Origin of the sequence: Novosphingobium sp. FSW06-99, from assembly GCF_001519065.1 — a bacterium.
Classification (GTDB): domain Bacteria; phylum Pseudomonadota; class Alphaproteobacteria; order Sphingomonadales; family Sphingomonadaceae; genus Novosphingobium.
Genome location: NZ_KQ954255.1, coordinates 414,403 through 431,887 on the forward strand (window position 1 = coordinate 414,403; position 17,485 = coordinate 431,887).

Consider the following 17,485-nt stretch of genomic DNA (forward strand, 5'->3'; position numbering starts at 1 on the left):
CGCGCCGCGCGTCAATGATACCGGCGCAACAGCCCGGCCAGCTTGCCCTGCACCTGGACTTCGCCGGGGGTGTAGAATTGCGGGTCATAGGCGGCGTTGGCGGGGTCGAGGCGGACCATGCCTTTTTCGCGCCGCAAGTATTTCAGCGTGGCTTCCTCGCCGCGCACCAGCGCGACCACGATTTCGCCGTCGCGCGCCACGTCGGTGCGGCGGATGAGCGCAAAGTCGCCATCCAGAATGCCCGCCTCGACCATCGAATCGCCCGAAACTTCCAGCGCATAGTGTTCCCCGGGGCCGAGCAGCGCGGCAGGGACGGGCAGCATCGCGTGGTCTTCCATCGCCTCGATCGGGGCCCCGGCGGCGATGCGGCCATGGAGCGGGATTTCGATCACGTCGTTGGCGGGTGGCGGCGCTACGGCGCGCGGCGGGGTTATCACCGGGGCAGCGGCGCGCGCGGCGGCGCGAGGGCTGGCGGTGTCGGGTTCGCGGATCACTTCCAGCGCGCGTGCACGATTGGCCAGCCGGCGGATGAAGCCGCGTTCTTCCAATGCCGAAATCAGCCGGTGCACCCCCGACTTCGATTTCAGATCGAGCGCCTCCTTCATCTCTTCGAACGAGGGGGAAATGCCTGAATCTTCCAGTCGGTTCTGGATGAAAGTCAAGAGTTCGTGCTGTTTGCGCGTCAGCATCACCCGGTCTCCCGCTGGTAACTGGTCCAAAGGTCGTGAACGAATGCGGAACGATTAGGCAACCAAACGGAACTAGTCAAGCAATTCCGCCATTTTTCAATGGAGCGCGTCGATCGCTTCGGTCAGATAGACTTGCACCGGCGTACCGACCGGTGCGGGCGGCGCGCCAGGTTCACGCACCACCAGCGCATTGGCCCGCGCCAGCGGTGACAGGGCGCCCGAATCCTGCTGTTGGTCGAGCGCCACGCCCGCGCCATCCCACCGCGCACGCAGGAATTCCATGCGGCTGCCGCCTTTGCCCATTGGCGTTGTCAGCGGGACGGCAATCGTGCGCGGCAAAGGCGCGGCGGCGCCCAGCATGGCGCGCAGCAGCGGCAGCAGAAACAGGAACGCGGTCACCCAGGCCGATGCCGGATTGCCCGGCAGGCCAAGAATGATCTGATCCCCGCGCCGCGCCACCAGCAGCGGCTTGCCGGGTTTGATGCCGACGCGCCAGAAATCGATCTCCACGCCCATTGCCGCCAGCGCCGGGCGGATCAGATCATGGTCCCCCACCGATGCGCCGCCGCTGGTGACGATCACGTCGGCCCCGGCGGCGGCGTCAAACGCCGCGATCAGGGCATCGAGCCGATCGGGCACCGGTCCGATCCGCCTGGATGTTACCGGCAGACCCTGGCCGATGGCGGCGAGCATCGGCCCGTTGCTGGCGGGAATCTGATGCGTGGCGGGGGTGGTGCCGGGTGGTGCCAATTCGTCGCCACCGTCGATCACTGTCATGCGCAAGGCGCGGCGCACGGGCACGCGATCGTGCCCGGCGGCAATCGCGAGGCCAATCGCGGCGGCATTGATCCGCCATCCGGCCGGCAGGATCGCATCGTCGGTGGCAAAATCCATGCCGCGCGGGCGGATATGGCGTTCGGCGGGATCGGGCGCAGTGCCGACCAGCGTCAAGGTGTCGGCATCGACCGCGCTGTCTTCCTTCAGCAGCACCATGTCGGCGCCCGCGGGCACGACCGCGCCGGTGCTGATGCGCACCGCCTGGCCGGGGCCGACTGTTCCGGCGAACGGGTGCCCCGCCGCGCTTTCGCCGACCAGCCGCCACGGCCCGGGCAGATCGGCTGCGCGCATGGCAAAGCCATCCATTGCCGACAGCGGCGCGGCTGGCTGATCGCGCCGCGCGGGCAGCGCCTGAGCCAGGAAATAGCCGTTGGAATCGGCCACATCGCGCCATTCGATCGGCAGTGCGGGGGCCAGCGCGAGCAGGCGTGCCTGCGCCTCGGCCAGCGGCAAGGGCGGCGGCAAGGGCGGCGTGCGCGGCATCAGGCGGGCGCGTCCGGGCGCCAGGTTCCCGATTTGCCACCGCGCTTTTCGATCAGGCGCACTTCGCCGATCACCATCGCCTTGTCGATCGCTTTGGCCATGTCATAGATCGTCAGCAACGCGATCGACACGGCGGTCATCGCCTCCATCTCGACCCCGGTTCGCCCGGTCAGCGATGCGCTGGCGGTGGCTGTGACGCCATCCTCCTCCAGCACGAAATCGACCGTGACCGCATCGAGGCCCAGCGGATGGCACAGCGGGATCAGGTCTGCGGTGCGCTTGGCCGCCATGATCCCGGCAATCCGCGCGGTGGCGAACACGTCGCCCTTGGGGACGGTGCCGTCGGCAATCGCGGTGCGTGCGGCGGCGCTCATGCGGATACGGCCGCCGGCAATCGCCACCCGGTGCGTCGCGGGCTTGCCGCCGACATCGACCATGCGTGCCGCGCCGTGCTCATCGAGATGGGTCAGATCTGTCATGGTCGCGTCTGTGCCAGTTTTGACAGGGTCAGCCAAGGGCAACACGCACGGCGCCGCCGGCATGCAGAACGGTGGTGTCGAACAGCGGCACCGGGCTGTCTTCGGCGCCGATCAACAGCATGATTTCGGTGCAGCCCAGCACGATCGCCTGTGCCCCGCGCGCCACCAGCCGGCCGATGATGCCGCGATAGGCCTCTCGCGAGGAGGATTCGATGCGTCCGGCGACCAGTTCCTGGTAGATCACCCGGTGCACTTCGGCGCGGTCTTCGGCATCGGGCACGATCACGTCGAGCCCGTGGTGGTCCGCCAGGCGCCCCTTGTAGAAATCGCGCTCCATGGTGAACCGTGTGCCGATCAGGCCGATGCGGGTCAGCCCCGCCGCGCGGATCGCCTGTGCGGTCGGGTCGATGATGTGCAACAGCGGGATGGCGGTTTGCGCCTCGATCGCACTGGCGCACTGGTGCATCGTGTTCGAACAGATCAGCAGCGTGTCGGCGCCCGCCTCTTCGAGCCGACGTGCGGCATCGACCATGCGCGCGGTCAGCGTCGGCCAGTCGCCTGCATGCTGCATGGCTTCGAGTTCGGCAAAATTGAACGACCACAACAGGATTTGCGCCGAATGCGTCGGCCCCAGCGCGTCGCGCACGCCCTGATTGATCAGGCGATAATATTCGGCCGAGCTTTCCCAGCTCAGGCCGCCCAGCAGGCCAAGTGTCTTCATGGCCATGGCATGGGGGGCAAATGTGGCAGGCTTGGGGCGCTGCTGCAGCAACGCCCCGTTTTGCCTTCAAACCGCCTGGTCGGTCTCGCGGTTCAGCAGCGCTTCGCCCTTTTCCGACAACAGCATGGCGATCAGGCCCGCCAGCGGATTGGCGCCATCGGTGCCGTTGCCGCTGATCTGGATCCGCGGCACGACATCGACGCCCGAGGTTTCGAGCGCCTGGGCCAGGCGTTCGATCACTTGCCGCGTCAACTGATAGCGCGCGCCGCCGCTGGCTTCGACCTGTTTGGCGATCGTTTCGGCGGTAGCAAGCCCGGTGCGGGTGATGCGCTCGGCATCGGCCCCGGCAATCGCGACCATCCGCGCCGCTTCGCCTTCGCCGATCAGCTTCACTTTGTCGGCCTCGGCGCGGGCCAGCGTGCGGGTCTGGTCGGCCTGTTGCATGGCGAGCTTCAATTGCGCCTTGCCCTCGTTTTCCTTGACCGTGATCGACAGTTCCGACTGGGTGATCTGGGTCTGCTGGCTGGCGCGGGCTTCGGCCTCGCGCAGCGCCTTTTCGCTTTCGGCGGCAACACGTTGCTTTTCATAGGTGGCGACGCGTTCCTCGGCGACCTGGCGCGCGCGCAACTGTTCGAGCACGCGTTCGATCTGGTTTTCATCGCTGCTCGACGGGCGGGGGGTGCCGATCAGCACTTCCTGCAATTCGAGGTTATAGGCCGAAAACCGCGTGCGCATCTGTTCGCCCGCCAGTTGCTGGATGTCGGCGCGTTCCTGCAACAGTTCGATCAGCGTGCGTTTCTGCGCGACGTTCTTGAAATAGGCCGAAACCATCGGATCGAGCGTCTGTTCGACCAGCCGCTTGATGTCGCCAAAGCGTTGCACCACCAGCGGCGCCTTGCGGTAATCGATATGCACCACCACCGACAGCGGCAGCATCGGTTCGAACGCATCGCGGGTGATCAACTGCACTTCGGCCAGGTTTTCGTCATAGCGGTGGTTGCCGACCGACGCCTGTTCCCATTTCAGGATGAAATTGGTGGTCGGCACGATCAGGATCTTGCCCGCATACGTGTTGAACGCATATTTGCCGGGCAACAGCGGTTCCGACCACACCCCGCGCGACCCGCGCGCAACCAGTTCGCCATGGCGATAGTCATCGCCCGAGGTGTCTTCGGTGTCGGCACCGTTATAGCTGATCACCACGCCGACATGGCCGACCTCGATCACCGTCTTGGCCACCATCTCGACCGTCGCGAACAGGCGGTTGATATAATAGCTGCCCTCGACCAGCACTTGCAACTGGCGCCCGCGACGGCCGCCTGCGGCCAGGAACTTCTCCGGGTCCTGAAACGAGTTGTGGAACGTGGCGGGATCGGCCTGATCGGTGCCGGCTTCGGGCGCGATGATCTGTTCGGCGCCCAGCGCCGGACCGTCATGCACGGTGACGATGCCGATCTGGTCGCTGGCATCCTTGATCACCACCGCGTCAAATCCGCCACGTTCTGCAATCAGCGCCGACATCTGTTCGAACACGTGCGCATCGCTGCGTTCGAGCATCAGGCCGTGGATCTGGTCGCGGCTGATGATCACGAATTGCGCCAGATTGATGGCATAAGTGCCTTCACGCAGGATCGTGCGCTGCGGGCCCTTTTGTCCGCCTTTGGTCAGAAACGCCCGCACGTCGAGGAAATTGGCAGTGGCGGCGTTGCTGGCCAGTGTCTGCGTCGGTTCGAGCGGCGCGCCGTCGCGCGCAAAGACATAGCCGATCTGGCCCTGCGGAATGGTGACCATCGGTTCGGCATGCAGCCGGTACTGAAACGGAAAGAAGAAGTGGAACCCGCCGCGCAACACGGCGGGCTGATAGCCTGCTTCGTGCGACAGCGCGATCAGGCCGCCAGTGGCGGAACCCGAACCGCTCCACAGTTTTTCGACAATCGCGACGCGGTTGTTGCCGACATAGCGAACCATTCCGGAAACACGCGCGAAAACAATCGCCACCACCAACGCGGCGGCGATATCGGCCCACACGGGGATATCGAACATGGGAATTGGCGTCCTTGGCCAAACAGGGGTGTCGGCGGTATTGCCGACAGGGCCCTATTTACGCCCGATTAGTCGCGGGCCCAGAGAAAAGCCGCATAAAGAACCGTAAAGAACCCGATTCTGTTGCGAAATTGTCGCAGAGTTTATTTCGTCCCCGTGCCGGGGAGGAATTAGGCGGTGCCGGTCAGCAGTTTGCGCGTGGCCGCGGCGACATCGGTTTCGCGCATCAGGCTTTCACCCACCAGGAACGTGCGCGTGCCGCAGGCGGCCAGGCGCAACAGATCGGCGTGCACATTGATCCCGCTTTCGCCCACCAGCAACGCGCCCTCGGGCGCCAGCGGGGCAAGCCGTTCGGTCACGCCCAGATCGGTGACAAACCGTTTGAGATCGCGGTTGTTGACGCCGATCAGGCGCGATTGCAGGCGATGCGCGCGCTCCATTTCGGCCTCGTTGTGCACTTCGACCAGCACATCCATCGCCTGTTCGCGCGCGGCGGCCTCGATCTCGGCCATTTGCGCATCGTCGAGCGCGGCGACGATGATCAGGATGGCATCGGCGCCGATCGCGCGGGCTTCGGCGCATTGCCACGGGTCTATCATGAAATCCTTGCGGATCACCGGCAAGTCGCAGGCCGCGCGCGCGGCGATCAGATAGTCTTCATGGCCCTGGAAATAGGGCGCATCGGTCAGCACCGACAGACACGCAGCGCCCCCCGCCTGATAGGCGCGGGCATGGTCGGCGGGCTGAAAATCAGGGCGGATCAGGCCTTTCGACGGGCTCGCCCGCTTGATCTCGGCGATCAGCGCAAAGCCGGTGGCCGCGCGGGCGCGCAATGCGGCCTCGAACCCGCGCGGCACGGTCTGTGCGGCGGCGCGTTCGTGCAGCGTGGCAAGACTGGTGGCGGCCTTGCGCGCGGTTACTTCGTCGCGCTTGGTGGCGCAGATTTCGGCGAGTTTGTCGGTCATGTCATCCTGCCAGCGTGGCGATCCAGCAATCGAGCAGCGCCTTGGCCAGGCCCTTGTCGATCGCTTCGGCGGCTTCCTCGATGCCCGCGTGCCAGTCGGCTGCCTCGCCCGCAATCATCAGCGCAGCGGCGGCGTTGAACAGCACGGCGTCGCGATAGGGGCCGGGTTCGCCCAGCAGCAGGCGCCGCAACGCCTCGGCATTGTAGGCTGCATCGCCGCCGCGCAGGGCATCGACCGGGACTGTCTTCAGCCCTGCATCGGCAGGCGTGATGCGGTGCATCAGCACCGTATCACCGGCCACGTCGGCAATTTCATTGCCCCCGGCCAGGCTCAGTTCGTCAAGGCCTTCATCGCCCGACACCACAAATGCGCGCGTGGTGCCCAGCCGTCGCAGCGCCTCGCCAAAGATGGGCACATAGGCCGGCCGGGCAATGCCGACGAGCTGGCGCGTGACCCCCGCCGGATTGGCCAGCGGGCCCATCAGGTTGAAAATCGTGCGGCGGCCAATGCTGCGGCGGATCGGCATGATCCGGCCCATCGCCGGGTGATGGCGCGCGGCAAACAGGAACGCGATGCCAAGGTCAGCCAGCGTTGCCTCGGCGGTTTGCGCAGCGCGGTCGAGATTGAGCCCAAGCGCTTCGAGCGTGTCCGCCGCGCCTGCCTTGGAACTGGCGGCGCGGTTGCCATGCTTGGCCACCGGCACGCCGCAGGCGGCGACCACCAGGCTGACCGCGGTTGAGACATTGAGCGTGTGGTGCCCGTCGCCGCCGGTGCCGCACACGTCGATGGCGTTGGCGGGCGCGGCGATCGGGATCATCCGTGCGCGCATCGCGCGCGCCGCGCCTGCAATCTCGGCGGCGGTTTCACCCCGGTCGGACAGCGCGATCAGGAATTGGGCAATCGCCGCATCGGGCACATCGCCATCCAGGATTGCGCCGAACGCGGCCTGCGCGTCAGCTTCGCCCAGCGGCGTCGCATCGACGGCTGGCAGCGCGGTCATGCCGCCAGATCGCGTGGACTGACCCCGCACAGGCGCAGGAAATTGGCGATCATCGCATGGCCGTGCTCGGTCGCGATCGATTCGGGATGGAACTGCACGCCATGGATCGGTTTGGTGGCATGGCGAAATCCCATCACATGCCCGTCGTCCGACTCAGCATTGACCACCAGGTCATCGGGAATGTCGGTGACGATCAGCGAGTGATAGCGTGTCGCGGTAAACGGCGAGGGCACCCCGGCAAACAGACCGGTGCCGTCATGCGTAACGGTGCTGGTCTTGCCATGCATCAGCCCGCCGCGTTGCACGGTGCCGCCGAAATGCTGCCCGATTGCCTGGTGCCCCAGGCATACGCCCAGCAGCGGCACCCCGGCATCCGCCGCCGCGCCGACCAGATCGAGGCTGATGCCCGCCTCGTTGGGGGTGCAGGGGCCCGGCGAAATCAGCAGCCCTTGCGCGCCCGAGGTGATCGCCTGACCCGCCGAAAGCGCGTCGTTGCGCACCACTTCGACTTCGGCGCCGAGTTCCATCAGATAATGGACCAGATTCCAGGTGAAGCTGTCGTAATTGTCGATAACGAGGATCATGGCCTGCCTACTGCCCGAACTTTGCGTCGCTGGCCACCCGCATCGCTTCGCGCGCGGCCGCAAACAGCGCGCCCGATTTGGCCTCGCATTCGCGCTGTTCGTAGATCGGGTTGCTGTCGGCGACGATGCCGGCGCCCGCCTGAACATGCATCACCCCGTCCTTGAGCACGGCGGTGCGCAACACGATGCACGAATCGACTGACCCGTCGGGGGCGAAATAGCCGACCCCGCCCGCATAGGCGCCGCGCGTTTCAGGCTCCAGCTCGGCGATGATTTCGCACGCGCGCACTTTGGGCGCGCCGCTGACGGTGCCCGCAGGAAACCCGGCGAACAGCGCATCGACCGATGATGCGCGCGCGGTGTCGAGCCGCCCGACCACGTTCGAGACGATGTGCATGACATGGCTATAGCGTTCGACGGTATAGCTTTCGGTCACGCGTACGGTGCCCGCCTGCGCCACGCGGCCGACATCGTTGCGGCCCAGATCGAGCAGCATCAGGTGTTCGGCGCGTTCCTTGGGGTCGGCCAGCAGGCTGGCCTCGTTGGCGCGGTCTTCTTCGACGGTTTTCCCACGCGGCCGCGTCCCCGCAATCGGCCGGATGGTCACTTCGCCATCGCGGATGCGCACCAGAATCTCGGGGCTCGACCCGATCAGTGCAAAACCGGGTAGATCGAGGAAATAGAGAAACGGCGAAGGGTTGATCCGCCGCAGCGAGCGATAGAGCGCCGAAGCCGGCAGCGGAAACGGCGTGGTAAAGCGCTGTGCCAGCACGACCTGAAAGATGTCGCCTGCGTAGATATAGTCCTGCGCACGCTCGACCATCGCGGCGTAGCGTTCGGGCGGCATCACCGGCGTGCGCACGGGCTCGACCGGCGTGGTCAGGCGTGGTTCGGCGGGCAGGGGGCCATTCAGCCCGGCGAGCGCGGCATCGATGCGATCGCCCGCTGCGGCAATCGCGCGCGCGGGCGCCAGCGATGACGCCCAGATCGGCGCCACCGCCACCAGTTCGTCGCTCAACCGGTCGAACACCAGCAGCACGGTCGGGCGCACAAACAGCATGTCGGGCAGATCGAGCGCGGAATCGGGTGCGCGTGGCAGTTTTTCGACCAGGCCGATCGTTTCATAGCCGAAATAACCGACCAGACAGGCCAGCACCGGCGGCAGCCCGGCGGGCACATCGATGCGGCATTCATCGACCAGTTTGCGCAAGGCATCCAGACTGTTGCCCGGCAGCGTGGCAAAGTTGTCCTGATCGGTGGCCCAACCCCGGTTGATTTCCGCCACCGCGCCGCGCGCGCGGAACACCAGATCGGGGGCGATGCCCAACAGGCTGTAGCGTCCGCGCACTTCGCCGCCCTGCACCGATTCGAGCAGGAAATCGCCCCGGCCTTCGCGCATCAGTTTCAGCGCGGCACCCACCGGGGTTTCGGTATCGGCAATCAGCCGCCGCCAGACCAGCGCGGGACGGCCCGCCTCGAGCGCGATGCGGGCCGCGGCGGCGTTGTCGGGCGCCGCTGCATCGAGCCCGGGCGCGGTGGTCATTGCCCGGTGCCCGCCAACTGGGTCTGCACCGTGGCAATCGCGGTCGGATTGCGCTTGGCGCCGATCTCGTGCGTGATTGCGGTGCGCAATTGCTCTTCGTACTCGCGCCCAGTGGCCTTGCCCAGATCGCCCGCCGCCTGCGCGACGGCGGGATCGTTGGGCGCAACTTTGCCGGGCTCGACCGTGTCGAGCTGAACCACGACCCAACCGGCCTGACCCGGCGCGGCCAGTTTCTTGACCGAGCCCTTGGCCATCGAGAACATCAGCGCCAGCGGAGCGGGGACACGGCCCTGCATCTGCGCCAGTTGTGCACGCGTGGCCGCAATCGGGTTGACCGGGGGCAGCGCCACGCCCAGCGATTTCGCCGCATCGCCGAGCGAGGTGTTTTTGGCCAGCGCGGCCAGCACTTTGTCGGCGGCGGCCTGGGCGGCGGTGTCACCTTGTTGGCGCGCCCAGTCGGCGGCGACTTGCGCCTTCACATCGCCCAGCGGGGCCGGGGCGGCAGGCGTGATGGTACCCACGTCATAGACCGCGACGCGCAGCCCGCCGGGCAGGCCGGCAATCTGCGGCTGGCCTTCGCGCTCCATCGAGAACGCGGTCTGCAGGAGGGGCTGCACGTCGGCGGGGGCCTTGGTGTCGGGTTTGCCCGCCACGGTGCCATCGGCCAGCAGCGGATCAGTGGTGATCACGGTCAGGCCATACGTCTTGGCGACGTCGGGCAGGCTGGTGCCGTTTTCGACTTTTTCGCCGATCCGCGTGGCAAGGTCGGTCAGCGCCGCCTTGCGCTTGTCGGCGGTCAGCGCGGCGACGATTTCTGGGCGCGCCTGATCGAGCGTCTTGCCCTGCTTTTTCTTCACGTCATCGACGCGCGCGACAACCCAGCCCAGCGCGCCCTTGGCAGGGGCGATGGTCTTGCCGGTGGGGGCGGCGAACACCGCATCGGCCACGGCTTTCGAACCATCGGCGGCAAGCTGGCCTTGCGTGCGGTCGGCAATCTTGGCCGGCGCCAGGCCCTTGGCAGTGGCCGCCGCCTCGATCGACTTGCCCCCGGCCACTTCGGCCGCAAACGCCTTGGCCGCGGCCTCGGTCGGCAGGATGACTTGCGTGATCGAGCGGGTTTCGCCCGAGGCATAAAGGTCGGCATTGGCCTGATAGCGCTTGCGGATATCGGCCTCGGCCACCGGCGGCACGTTCTTCAGCGCGCTGTCATCGATCACCGCATAGCGGATGGTGCGGCGTTCGGGCCGCTGATAGCGCACGATGTTCGCCTTGTAGAAATCGGCGACTTGCTGGTCACTGGCCGCAGCCTTGGGGGCAAACGCCTGAGAGGGCAGGAACAGCAGGTTACCGGTGCGCTTTTCGAGCACCAGCGCGGCATAGACCTGGGTGACCGTAGCGGGCATCGTGGCGCCTTCGGCGGCGCCCGAATAGACCAGCTTGCTCATCAGGCCCTTGCCGATGTCGTCGCGCACCAGTTGATCGGTCAGCCCGCGCTGCGCCAGCAACTGTTTGTAGGCATCCTGGCTGAACTTGCCGTCGGCGCCCTGGAATGCGGGCAGCTTGGCAATTTCGCTGTCGATCAGCCGGTCGCTGACGGCGATGCCGTATTTGCGGCCCCATTCCCAGGTGGCGGCACGATCGATCAGCCCGGTCAGGATTTCCTCCAGCGCGCCCTGGCCAAGGAAGTCCTTGATGCTCAGCGTGGGGGTGCGCTGCCGTTCGCTGTCGTATGACGTGCGGATCGTCTTTTCCAGTTCGCCCGTGGTGATCCGTGCCCCGCCGACGCTGGCCACGTTTTCGCCACCGAGCAGGCTGCCGGTGCGCATGCCGCCGACATCGGCGCCGGCAAAGGCCAGCACGATCAGGATCAGAAAGACAAGGCCGACCACCGCGCCAATGCGGGATCTGGTAAGGGCACGAAAAAAGTCGAGCATGACAGCCGATCGTTAAGCAGGAACAATGCCGGCTGCCTTAGTCACTGGTTTTCGGTTCGCCAAGCCGCGAATTGCGGGTTCTGCCACCCTGGACAAAATCCACAGCCACGCGTTTTGCATTCGCAGCGCGCATTTGGTAGCCGCGTTGGACCCCCCGAGTCCGGACGCCTGTGCAACGCAGGCATTCCGGCCCCTGCAAAGAAGGCAAGTTTACCCGCCATGGTGCATCGTCCTTATATAGTCGGCAACTGGAAGATGAACGGCAGCCGGGCCCTGCTGGCCGAGGCGCGCGCCATCGACCGGGGCGCGGCGCGGTACAAGGATGTGGCGGTTGCGCTGGCACCGCCGTTTCCGCTGATCGGGCTGTTGCGGGATGAAGTGTCGGCGATCGGCGTGGGCGGGCAGGATTGCCACACCGCGCCAAAGGGCGCGCATACCGGTGATGTTTCGGCGGCCATGCTGGCCGATATCGGTGCCGATTTCGTGATTGTCGGCCACAGCGAGCGGCGCCGTGATCATGGCGAAACCGATGCGCTGGTGCAGGCCAAGGCCGAGGCCGCGCTGGCGGCCGGGCTGGGGGTGATCGTGTGTGTGGGCGAAACGCTCGACGAACGCGATGCCGGACATGCCGAAGCGGTGGTCACGCGCCAGGTCGATGCCTCTCTGCCGACAGGCGATGGCGTTGCCGAGGCGGCCACGCTGGGGCGCCTGTCAGTCGCTTATGAGCCGGTCTGGGCGATCGGTACCGGGCGTGTGGCGGCGGTCGAGGATGTCGTGGCGATCCACGCGGTGATTGCCGCGCGGCTGACGGCACGGTTTGGTGATGCAGGTGCCAAAGTGCGCATTCTCTATGGCGGATCGGTCAATGGTGAAAACGCCGCCGCGCTGCTGGCGGCGCCGGGGGTCAGCGGCGCGCTGGTCGGCGGGGCCAGCCTGACCGCCGATGCCTTTTTGCCGATCGTGGCGGCGGCCGGCACGGGCGAGCTGTAGGGTGGGCTTGCGCTCGGGTCTGCCCGCGCCTAAGTGCGCGTTATTCCATTCAGGCGAGTAGCCATGACGATTTTTATCTTTCTTACCGTGGTGCAGGCGATTGTCGCCGCGCTGCTGGTCACGATCATTCTGATGCAGAAATCCGAAGGCGGGGGGCTCGGCACCACCAGCGGCCCGGCAGGTTTCATGTCGGCACGCGGAGCGGCCGATTTCATGACCCGCGCGACCAGCGTGCTGGCGACCGCGTTCGTGGTGCTGTCGGTGATCCTGGCGGCGCTGGCGGTCAAGACCACCGCGACTCGCAATATCGATACCTCGCTGGTGCGCACGGTGCCGGTGGCGCCCGCCGATCCGCTGGCGCCGCCGCCTGCTGTCGCTCCGTCGGCGGCTCCTTCGGCGCCCGCTACTCCTGCGGTAAAGCCGCTTCCGGCCGATCCGCTGTCGGGCGCCGCGAAGCAGTAACATGATCCCGGCATCAGCTCCCCGGCGCAAAACGGGGGGCTGGCCGGTTTTTTCCAGCGTTGAAAAAGGTCATGGCCACGACCTGCCTGTGCGGCGGGGCGGGGCCGTGCTTTTTTCGTGATGCACGGTTCTTGTGGATTGCCCGCAAATATCCCCGGCAACCGCTTGCGCGTGTCCAACTTCTGACGGTAAGGCTTTACTCCCATGGCGCGGTACATTTTCATCACCGGCGGCGTGGTCTCCTCGCTCGGCAAGGGTCTTATGGCGGCAAGCCTCGCGGCGCTGCTGCAGGCGCGCGGCTATCGCGTGCGCATCCGCAAATTCGACCCTTATCTCAACGTCGATCCGGGCACGATGAGCCCCTATCAGCACGGCGAAGTCTATGTGACCGACGACGGGGCCGAAACCGATCTCGATCTGGGCCACTATGAACGCTTTACCGGGGTCTCGGCGCGGCAGGCCGACAACATCACCTCGGGGCGTATTTATCGCGATATCATTGCGCGCGAACGACGCGGCGACTATCTGGGCGCGACGGTGCAGGTGATCCCGCACGTGACCGACGCGATCAAGGAATTCGCACAGGCAGAAACCGACGATCTGGATTTCGTGCTGTGCGAAATCGGCGGCACGGTCGGCGATATCGAAGGGCTGCCGTTCATCGAGGCGCTGCGTCAGTTGCACAACGAGCTTCAGCGCGAACAGAGCTGCTTTGTCCATGTGACGCTGGTGCCCTATATCGCGGCGGCGGGCGAATTGAAGACCAAGCCGACCCAGCATTCGGTGCGCGAACTGACCGGGCTGGGCATTCAGCCCGACATCCTGCTGTGCCGTTGCGAAAAGCCGTTGCCCGAAAACGAACGCGCCAAGATCGCGCAGTTCTGCAATGTGCGCAAATCGGCGGTGATCCCCGCGCTCGATGCGTCGAGCATCTATTCAGTGCCGTTGCAGTACCATGCCGAAGGGCTGGACAACGAAGTGCTGCGCCATTTCGGGCTGACCGCGCCCGAACCCGAACTGTCGCGCTGGCAGGATGTGGTCGACCGTTTCCACAACCCCGAAGGCGAAGTGACGATCGGCGTGGTGGGCAAATATGTCGGCCTGCCCGATGCCTACAAATCGTTGAACGAGGCGCTGGTCCATGGCGGGCTGGCCAACCGGGTCAAAGTGCATATCCGCTGGCTCGATGCCGAACTGTTCGAACAGGGTGACGAGGAAATCGCCGCCAGGCTGGAACCGATGCACGGCATTCTGGTGCCCGGCGGGTTCGGCGAACGCGGCACCGAAGGCAAGATCGCCTCGGTGCGGTTTGCCCGCGAACGCCGCGTGCCGTTTTTCGGAATTTGCCTTGGCATGCAGATGGCCTGTGTCGAGGGTGCGCGCAACACCGCCGGGATCGCCGCGGCCGGATCGACCGAGTTCGGCCCGGTCGACGAACCGGTGGTGGGCATCATCACCGAATGGATGACCCCCGAAGGCCTGGAAACCCGCGCCGAAGGCGGCGATCTGGGCGGCACGATGCGGCTGGGTGCCTATCCGGCACGGCTGGACGGCAACAGCCACGTTGCTGCGATCTATGGCGCAACCACGATCAGCGAACGCCATCGCCACCGCTATGAAGTCAACGCCGCCTATCGCGACCGGCTGGAAGCGGGCGGGCTGGTCTTTTCGGGCATGTCGCCCGACGGTCTGCTGCCCGAAATCGTCGAGCGGCCCGATCACCCATGGTTTGTCGGCGTGCAGTTCCACCCCGAACTCAAGAGCCGCCCGCTCGACCCACACCCCCTGTTCCGCGATTTCATCGCCGCAGCGGTGAAACAGGCCCGGCTGGTCTGATATTTTATTCCCTCGTCATTCCAGCGAACGCTGGAATCCAGTAGCAACTTTGCAATGGCAAGGAACATTGCACCGGCGGTCTACCTGATGGCGTCCAAGCGCAATGGCACGCTATACATCGGCGTAACGTCAAACCTGCTCCAGCGGGTTGCTCAACATCGCGCTGGCACGTTCGGCGGCTTTTCTGCCGCGCATGATGTGAAATCTCTGGTCTGGTTTGAATCTCATCCGACGATGGAATCTGCCATTTTGCGGGAAAAGCGCCTGAAGGCCTGGAAGCGGGGTTGGAAACTCGACCTGATTGAATCCGCCAATCCGGATTGGCGCGACCTTGCGATCGATTACGGCTTTGAACCGTTGCAACTGGATTCCAGCGTTCGCTGGAATGACGAGGGATAGCTTCGTTCGATCCGCTGCGTGGTTCGGCAAAAAGGGCGGGCCGTTGCCGACCCGCCCCACATCGTTACCAGTTGGCCGCAATCAGGCCGCTGCGCTCGATCCGCCGTCGATCACCGACAGCGGTGTTTGCGCGCCGATCAGCACTTTCTTGGGCTTCATCGCTTCGGGCACTTCGCGCACCAGATCGATGGTCAGCAGGCCATCGGCCAGGTCGGCGTTGTCCACGCGCACATAATCGGCCAGTTCGAACCGCCGTTCAAAGCCGCGATTGGCAATGCCGACGTGCAGGAACTGCCGTGCGTCGGGCTCCACATCGGACTTGTGGCCCTTTACCACCAGCAGGTTCTGCTGGGCGGTGATGTCAAGCTCCTCGGGCTTGAACCCGGCTACGGCGAGCGTGATACGGTACTGGTCATCGCCGCGACGTTCGATGTTGAACGGGGGGTAATTGTCCCCGGTCTGGGCACGGGCCTGCCGTTCGAGCAGATCGAACAGGCGGTCGAAACCCACGGTGGTCCGGCGATAGGGGGTAAAGTCAAAACGGTTCATCGCACAATCCTCTTGCTGAGCAATTTGCACATGACCCGGTGCGAACCCTTGAAAGGCGTCCGAACGGGCCGATCTAAGGAACGGTGCCCGGCTTGCGGCGCATCGTTCGATCCGTCATGTGTGGTGGATGATCCCGATTTCAAGAGGCCAAGATGCGTGAACCTGCTGCCCCGACCCCGCGCGTGGAAATCTACACCAAGTGGGGGTGCCCCTATTGCTATCGCGCCATGGCGCTGTTGCAGGAAAAAGGCGTCGCGCCGGTGGAATACGACATCACCATGGGCGGGCCGAAGCGCGCCGAAATGCTGGAACGCGCGCCCGGCAGCATGACCGTGCCGCAGATCTTCATCGACGGCCGGCATATCGGCGGGTGCGACGATCTGATGGCGCTCGATCGCCAGGGCGGGCTCGATCCGTTGCTGGCGGCATGACCGACCACCACGCCGCCGTGCGCGTGGCCGTGCTGCAGATGACCAGCGGCATCGACCCCGCGGCCAACGCGTCCACCATTGCCGATGCGCTGCTCCAGGCGGCGGGTGAGGGGGCGGCAATGCTGTTCACCCCCGAAATGGCCGGCTTGCTCGATCGCAATCGCGCCCGCGCCCGCGCGCATATCGTGGCCGAAGCGGCCAGCCCGACGCTTGCCACATTGCGCGAGGCGGCGGCGCGGGCGGGGATCTGGCTGCATATCGGGTCATTGCCGGTGCTGGCCGAGGGCGATGGCGAAGGCCGCTTTGCCAACCGCGCCTTTGTGATCAGCCCGACCGGTGCGATCGTTGCGCGCTATGACAAGATCCACATGTTCGATGTCGATCTGGCCACGGGGGAAAGCTGGCGCGAATCCGCTGCCTATCGCCCGGGCGAACACGTCGCGACGGTCGACAGCCCGGTCGGGCGGCTGGGTCTGGCGATCTGTTACGACATGCGCTTTCCCGCACTGTTCGAGGAACTGGGGCGGCGGGCCTGTGATGTGATCACCGTGCCGGCCGCGTTCACCGTGCCGACCGGCAAGGCGCACTGGCACTTGCTGCTGCGCGCGCGCGCGGTGGAGTCCAGCGCCTTTGTCATCGCGCCCGCGCAGACCGGGCTGCACGCCGACGGGCGCGAAACCTATGGCCATTCGCTGGTGATCGATCCGTGGGGCGATGTGCTGCTCGACATGGGCACCGCCGCGGGGATCGGCTATGCCACGCTCGATCTGGCCCGGCTCGCCGATGTGCGGCGGCAGGTGCCAAGTCTTGTCAACCGGCGTGAAATCCCCAGATCAACCCCATGATAGTCTATGACCTTTGCTGTTCACCGAACGCGCACCGTTTTGAAGGCTGGTTCGGCTCGTCCGACGATTTTGCCGCGCAACAGGCGCGCGGGCTGGTAACCTGCCCGATCTGCGGCAGCGCCGAAGTGACCCGCGCGGTGTCGGCCCCCAATCTGGGCCGCAAGGCCAACCAGCGCCCCGATCGGGCGCCCAAAAACCTGCCCGCCGCACCCGCCCCGGCGCAAGCGGCCAATGTGCCCCTGCCACCCGAAGCGATCGCCGCATTGCGCACGATCGCGCAGATGCAGGCCGAGGCGTTGAAGTCATCGACCTGGGTGGGCAACAAGTTCACCGACCAGGCCCGCGCGATGCATTACGGCGAAACCGACCCCGCCCCGATCCACGGCCAAGCCACCCCCGAAGAAGCGCGCGCCCTGGTCGAAGAAGGCGTCGAAATCGCCCCGATCCTGTTCCCCGTCGCCCCGCCCGGCAAAGCCAACTGATGTTGCACCGCCCCGCCATCCCCCTTATGGGAATACCCGGGCGCCCGTAGCTCAGCAGGATAGAGCACCAGATTCCTAATCTGGGGGCCATGGGTTCGAATCCCGTCGGGCGCACCATTTTCGTATATGATGCATGGGCTTGTCGTGGCGATTGCGCTGTAATGCGTATACTGTCCCCGGAATTCCTATGCGTATACTGTCCCCGGAATTCCC

The 17,485-nt window shown here is 65.7% G+C and carries 18 protein-coding genes and 1 tRNA gene; 8 read left to right on the plus strand and 11 right to left on the minus strand.

Going from position 1 to position 17,485, the window contains the following annotated elements; translation table 11 throughout:
* Window positions 1–11: 11 nt before the first annotated feature.
* The 10 genes from lexA to AQZ49_RS10735 form a co-directional block, all read right to left on the minus strand.
* Entirely contained in the window at window positions 12–689 is a 678-nt protein-coding gene (gene lexA, locus AQZ49_RS10690; RefSeq protein ID WP_067615328.1) for a transcriptional repressor LexA, read from the minus strand.
* Between the two features lie 96 nt (window positions 690–785).
* Window positions 786–2,009: a molybdopterin molybdotransferase MoeA gene (locus AQZ49_RS10695; RefSeq protein WP_067615330.1), complete on the minus strand. Its 1,224-nt coding sequence runs from the start codon at window positions 2,007–2,009 to the stop codon at window positions 786–788.
* Window positions 2,009–2,488 carry a cyclic pyranopterin monophosphate synthase MoaC gene (gene moaC, locus AQZ49_RS10700; protein WP_067615332.1) on the minus strand — a complete coding sequence of 160 codons (480 nt, stop codon included), beginning with the start codon at window positions 2,486–2,488 and terminating at the stop codon, window positions 2,009–2,011. The genes AQZ49_RS10695 and moaC overlap by 1 nt, the downstream gene beginning before the upstream one ends.
* Before the next feature lie 28 nt (window positions 2,489–2,516).
* The gene (locus tag AQZ49_RS10705; RefSeq protein ID WP_067615334.1) at window positions 2,517–3,209 is read right to left on the minus strand and encodes an aspartate/glutamate racemase family protein; all 693 of its coding nucleotides are present in this window, start codon (window positions 3,207–3,209) and stop codon (window positions 2,517–2,519) included.
* A gap of 66 nt (window positions 3,210–3,275) precedes the next feature.
* Entirely contained in the window at window positions 3,276–5,252 is a 1,977-nt protein-coding gene (locus AQZ49_RS10710; RefSeq protein ID WP_067615336.1) for an SPFH domain-containing protein, read from the minus strand.
* A 170-nt stretch (window positions 5,253–5,422) separates the two neighbouring features.
* Window positions 5,423–6,217 carry an indole-3-glycerol phosphate synthase TrpC gene (gene trpC / locus AQZ49_RS10715; RefSeq protein ID WP_067615338.1) on the minus strand — a complete coding sequence of 265 codons (795 nt, stop codon included), beginning with the start codon at window positions 6,215–6,217 and terminating at the stop codon, window positions 5,423–5,425.
* Window position 6,218: 1 nt separating this feature from the next.
* Complete coding sequence (trpD, locus tag AQZ49_RS10720; protein WP_067615340.1) at window positions 6,219–7,217, minus strand: anthranilate phosphoribosyltransferase; 999 nt, start codon at window positions 7,215–7,217, stop codon at window positions 6,219–6,221.
* Window positions 7,214–7,801: an anthranilate synthase component II gene (locus AQZ49_RS10725; RefSeq protein ID WP_067615342.1), complete on the minus strand. Its 588-nt coding sequence runs from the start codon at window positions 7,799–7,801 to the stop codon at window positions 7,214–7,216. The genes trpD and AQZ49_RS10725 overlap by 4 nt, the downstream gene beginning before the upstream one ends.
* Before the next feature lie 7 nt (window positions 7,802–7,808).
* Window positions 7,809–9,344, minus strand: a complete 1,536-nt coding sequence (locus AQZ49_RS10730) for an anthranilate synthase component I family protein (protein WP_067615344.1) — start codon at window positions 9,342–9,344, stop codon at window positions 7,809–7,811.
* Entirely contained in the window at window positions 9,341–11,278 is a 1,938-nt protein-coding gene (locus AQZ49_RS10735) for a SurA N-terminal domain-containing protein (protein ID WP_067615346.1), read from the minus strand. The genes AQZ49_RS10730 and AQZ49_RS10735 overlap by 4 nt, the downstream gene beginning before the upstream one ends.
* Window positions 11,279–11,497: 219 nt before the next feature.
* Between AQZ49_RS10735 and tpiA the strand changes: the two genes are divergently transcribed.
* The 4 genes from tpiA (at window position 11,498) to AQZ49_RS10755 (ending at window position 14,965) form a co-directional block, all read left to right on the plus strand.
* A complete protein-coding gene (gene tpiA / locus AQZ49_RS10740; RefSeq protein WP_067615348.1) occupies window positions 11,498–12,268 on the plus strand; it encodes a triose-phosphate isomerase in 771 nt (256 codons plus the stop codon).
* A 69-nt stretch (window positions 12,269–12,337) separates the two neighbouring features.
* Window positions 12,338–12,730 carry a preprotein translocase subunit SecG gene (secG, locus tag AQZ49_RS10745; protein ID WP_067615459.1) on the plus strand — a complete coding sequence of 131 codons (393 nt, stop codon included), beginning with the start codon at window positions 12,338–12,340 and terminating at the stop codon, window positions 12,728–12,730.
* 204 nt (window positions 12,731–12,934) lie between these two features.
* Entirely contained in the window at window positions 12,935–14,566 is a 1,632-nt protein-coding gene (locus AQZ49_RS10750; protein WP_067615350.1) for a CTP synthase, read from the plus strand.
* Window positions 14,567–14,620: 54 nt separating this feature from the next.
* A complete protein-coding gene (locus tag AQZ49_RS10755; protein WP_067615352.1) occupies window positions 14,621–14,965 on the plus strand; it encodes a GIY-YIG nuclease family protein in 345 nt (114 codons plus the stop codon).
* An 81-nt stretch (window positions 14,966–15,046) separates the two neighbouring features.
* On the opposite strand, the gene AQZ49_RS10760 is transcribed toward AQZ49_RS10755, so the two are convergent.
* Window positions 15,047–15,514, minus strand: coding sequence for an Hsp20 family protein (locus tag AQZ49_RS10760; protein ID WP_067615354.1), 468 nt, complete (start codon window positions 15,512–15,514; stop codon window positions 15,047–15,049).
* 152 nt (window positions 15,515–15,666) lie between these two features.
* On the opposite strand from AQZ49_RS10760, the gene grxC reads away from it, so the two are divergent.
* The 4 genes from grxC to AQZ49_RS10780 all read left to right on the plus strand — a co-directional run bounded on the left by grxC (window position 15,667) and on the right by AQZ49_RS10780 (window position 17,389).
* The gene (gene grxC / locus AQZ49_RS10765; RefSeq protein ID WP_067615356.1) at window positions 15,667–15,945 is read left to right on the plus strand and encodes a glutaredoxin 3; all 279 of its coding nucleotides are present in this window, start codon (window positions 15,667–15,669) and stop codon (window positions 15,943–15,945) included.
* Window positions 15,942–16,790: a carbon-nitrogen hydrolase family protein gene (locus AQZ49_RS10770; RefSeq protein ID WP_067615358.1), complete on the plus strand. Its 849-nt coding sequence runs from the start codon at window positions 15,942–15,944 to the stop codon at window positions 16,788–16,790. The genes grxC and AQZ49_RS10770 overlap by 4 nt, the downstream gene beginning before the upstream one ends.
* Entirely contained in the window at window positions 16,787–17,272 is a 486-nt protein-coding gene (locus AQZ49_RS10775) for a DUF1178 family protein (protein ID WP_067615360.1), read from the plus strand. Before AQZ49_RS10770 ends, AQZ49_RS10775 begins: the two co-directional genes overlap by 4 nt.
* 40 nt (window positions 17,273–17,312) lie before the next feature.
* Window positions 17,313–17,389, plus strand: a tRNA-Arg gene (locus AQZ49_RS10780).
* Window positions 17,390–17,485 lie beyond the last annotated feature (96 nt).

Excerpts from the sequence above, each read along its gene's own strand:
- grxC (WP_067615356.1), top strand. The coding sequence starts at position 15,667 with ATGCGTGAACCTGCTGCCCCGACCCCGCGCGTGGAAATCTACACCAAG.
- moaC (WP_067615332.1), bottom strand. The coding sequence starts at position 2,488 with ATGACAGATCTGACCCATCTCGATGAGCACGGCGCGGCACGCATGGTC.
- AQZ49_RS10760 (WP_067615354.1), bottom strand. The coding sequence starts at position 15,514 with ATGAACCGTTTTGACTTTACCCCCTATCGCCGGACCACCGTGGGTTTC.
- tpiA (WP_067615348.1), top strand. The coding sequence starts at position 11,498 with ATGGTGCATCGTCCTTATATAGTCGGCAACTGGAAGATGAACGGCAGC.
- AQZ49_RS10770 (WP_067615358.1), top strand. The coding sequence starts at position 15,942 with ATGACCGACCACCACGCCGCCGTGCGCGTGGCCGTGCTGCAGATGACC.
- AQZ49_RS10725 (WP_067615342.1), bottom strand. The coding sequence starts at position 7,801 with ATGATCCTCGTTATCGACAATTACGACAGCTTCACCTGGAATCTGGTC.
- AQZ49_RS10730 (WP_067615344.1), bottom strand. The coding sequence starts at position 9,344 with ATGACCACCGCGCCCGGGCTCGATGCAGCGGCGCCCGACAACGCCGCC.
- AQZ49_RS10735 (WP_067615346.1), bottom strand. The coding sequence starts at position 11,278 with ATGCTCGACTTTTTTCGTGCCCTTACCAGATCCCGCATTGGCGCGGTG.
- trpD (WP_067615340.1), bottom strand. The coding sequence starts at position 7,217 with ATGACCGCGCTGCCAGCCGTCGATGCGACGCCGCTGGGCGAAGCTGAC.
- AQZ49_RS10695 (WP_067615330.1), bottom strand. The coding sequence starts at position 2,009 with ATGCCGCGCACGCCGCCCTTGCCGCCGCCCTTGCCGCTGGCCGAGGCG.
- AQZ49_RS10705 (WP_067615334.1), bottom strand. The coding sequence starts at position 3,209 with ATGAAGACACTTGGCCTGCTGGGCGGCCTGAGCTGGGAAAGCTCGGCC.
- lexA (WP_067615328.1), bottom strand. The coding sequence starts at position 689 with ATGCTGACGCGCAAACAGCACGAACTCTTGACTTTCATCCAGAACCGA.
- AQZ49_RS10775 (WP_067615360.1), top strand. The coding sequence starts at position 16,787 with ATGATAGTCTATGACCTTTGCTGTTCACCGAACGCGCACCGTTTTGAA.
- AQZ49_RS10710 (WP_067615336.1), bottom strand. The coding sequence starts at position 5,252 with ATGTTCGATATCCCCGTGTGGGCCGATATCGCCGCCGCGTTGGTGGTG.
- AQZ49_RS10750 (WP_067615350.1), top strand. The coding sequence starts at position 12,935 with ATGGCGCGGTACATTTTCATCACCGGCGGCGTGGTCTCCTCGCTCGGC.
- trpC (WP_067615338.1), bottom strand. The coding sequence starts at position 6,217 with ATGACCGACAAACTCGCCGAAATCTGCGCCACCAAGCGCGACGAAGTA.
- AQZ49_RS10755 (WP_067615352.1), top strand. The coding sequence starts at position 14,621 with ATGGCAAGGAACATTGCACCGGCGGTCTACCTGATGGCGTCCAAGCGC.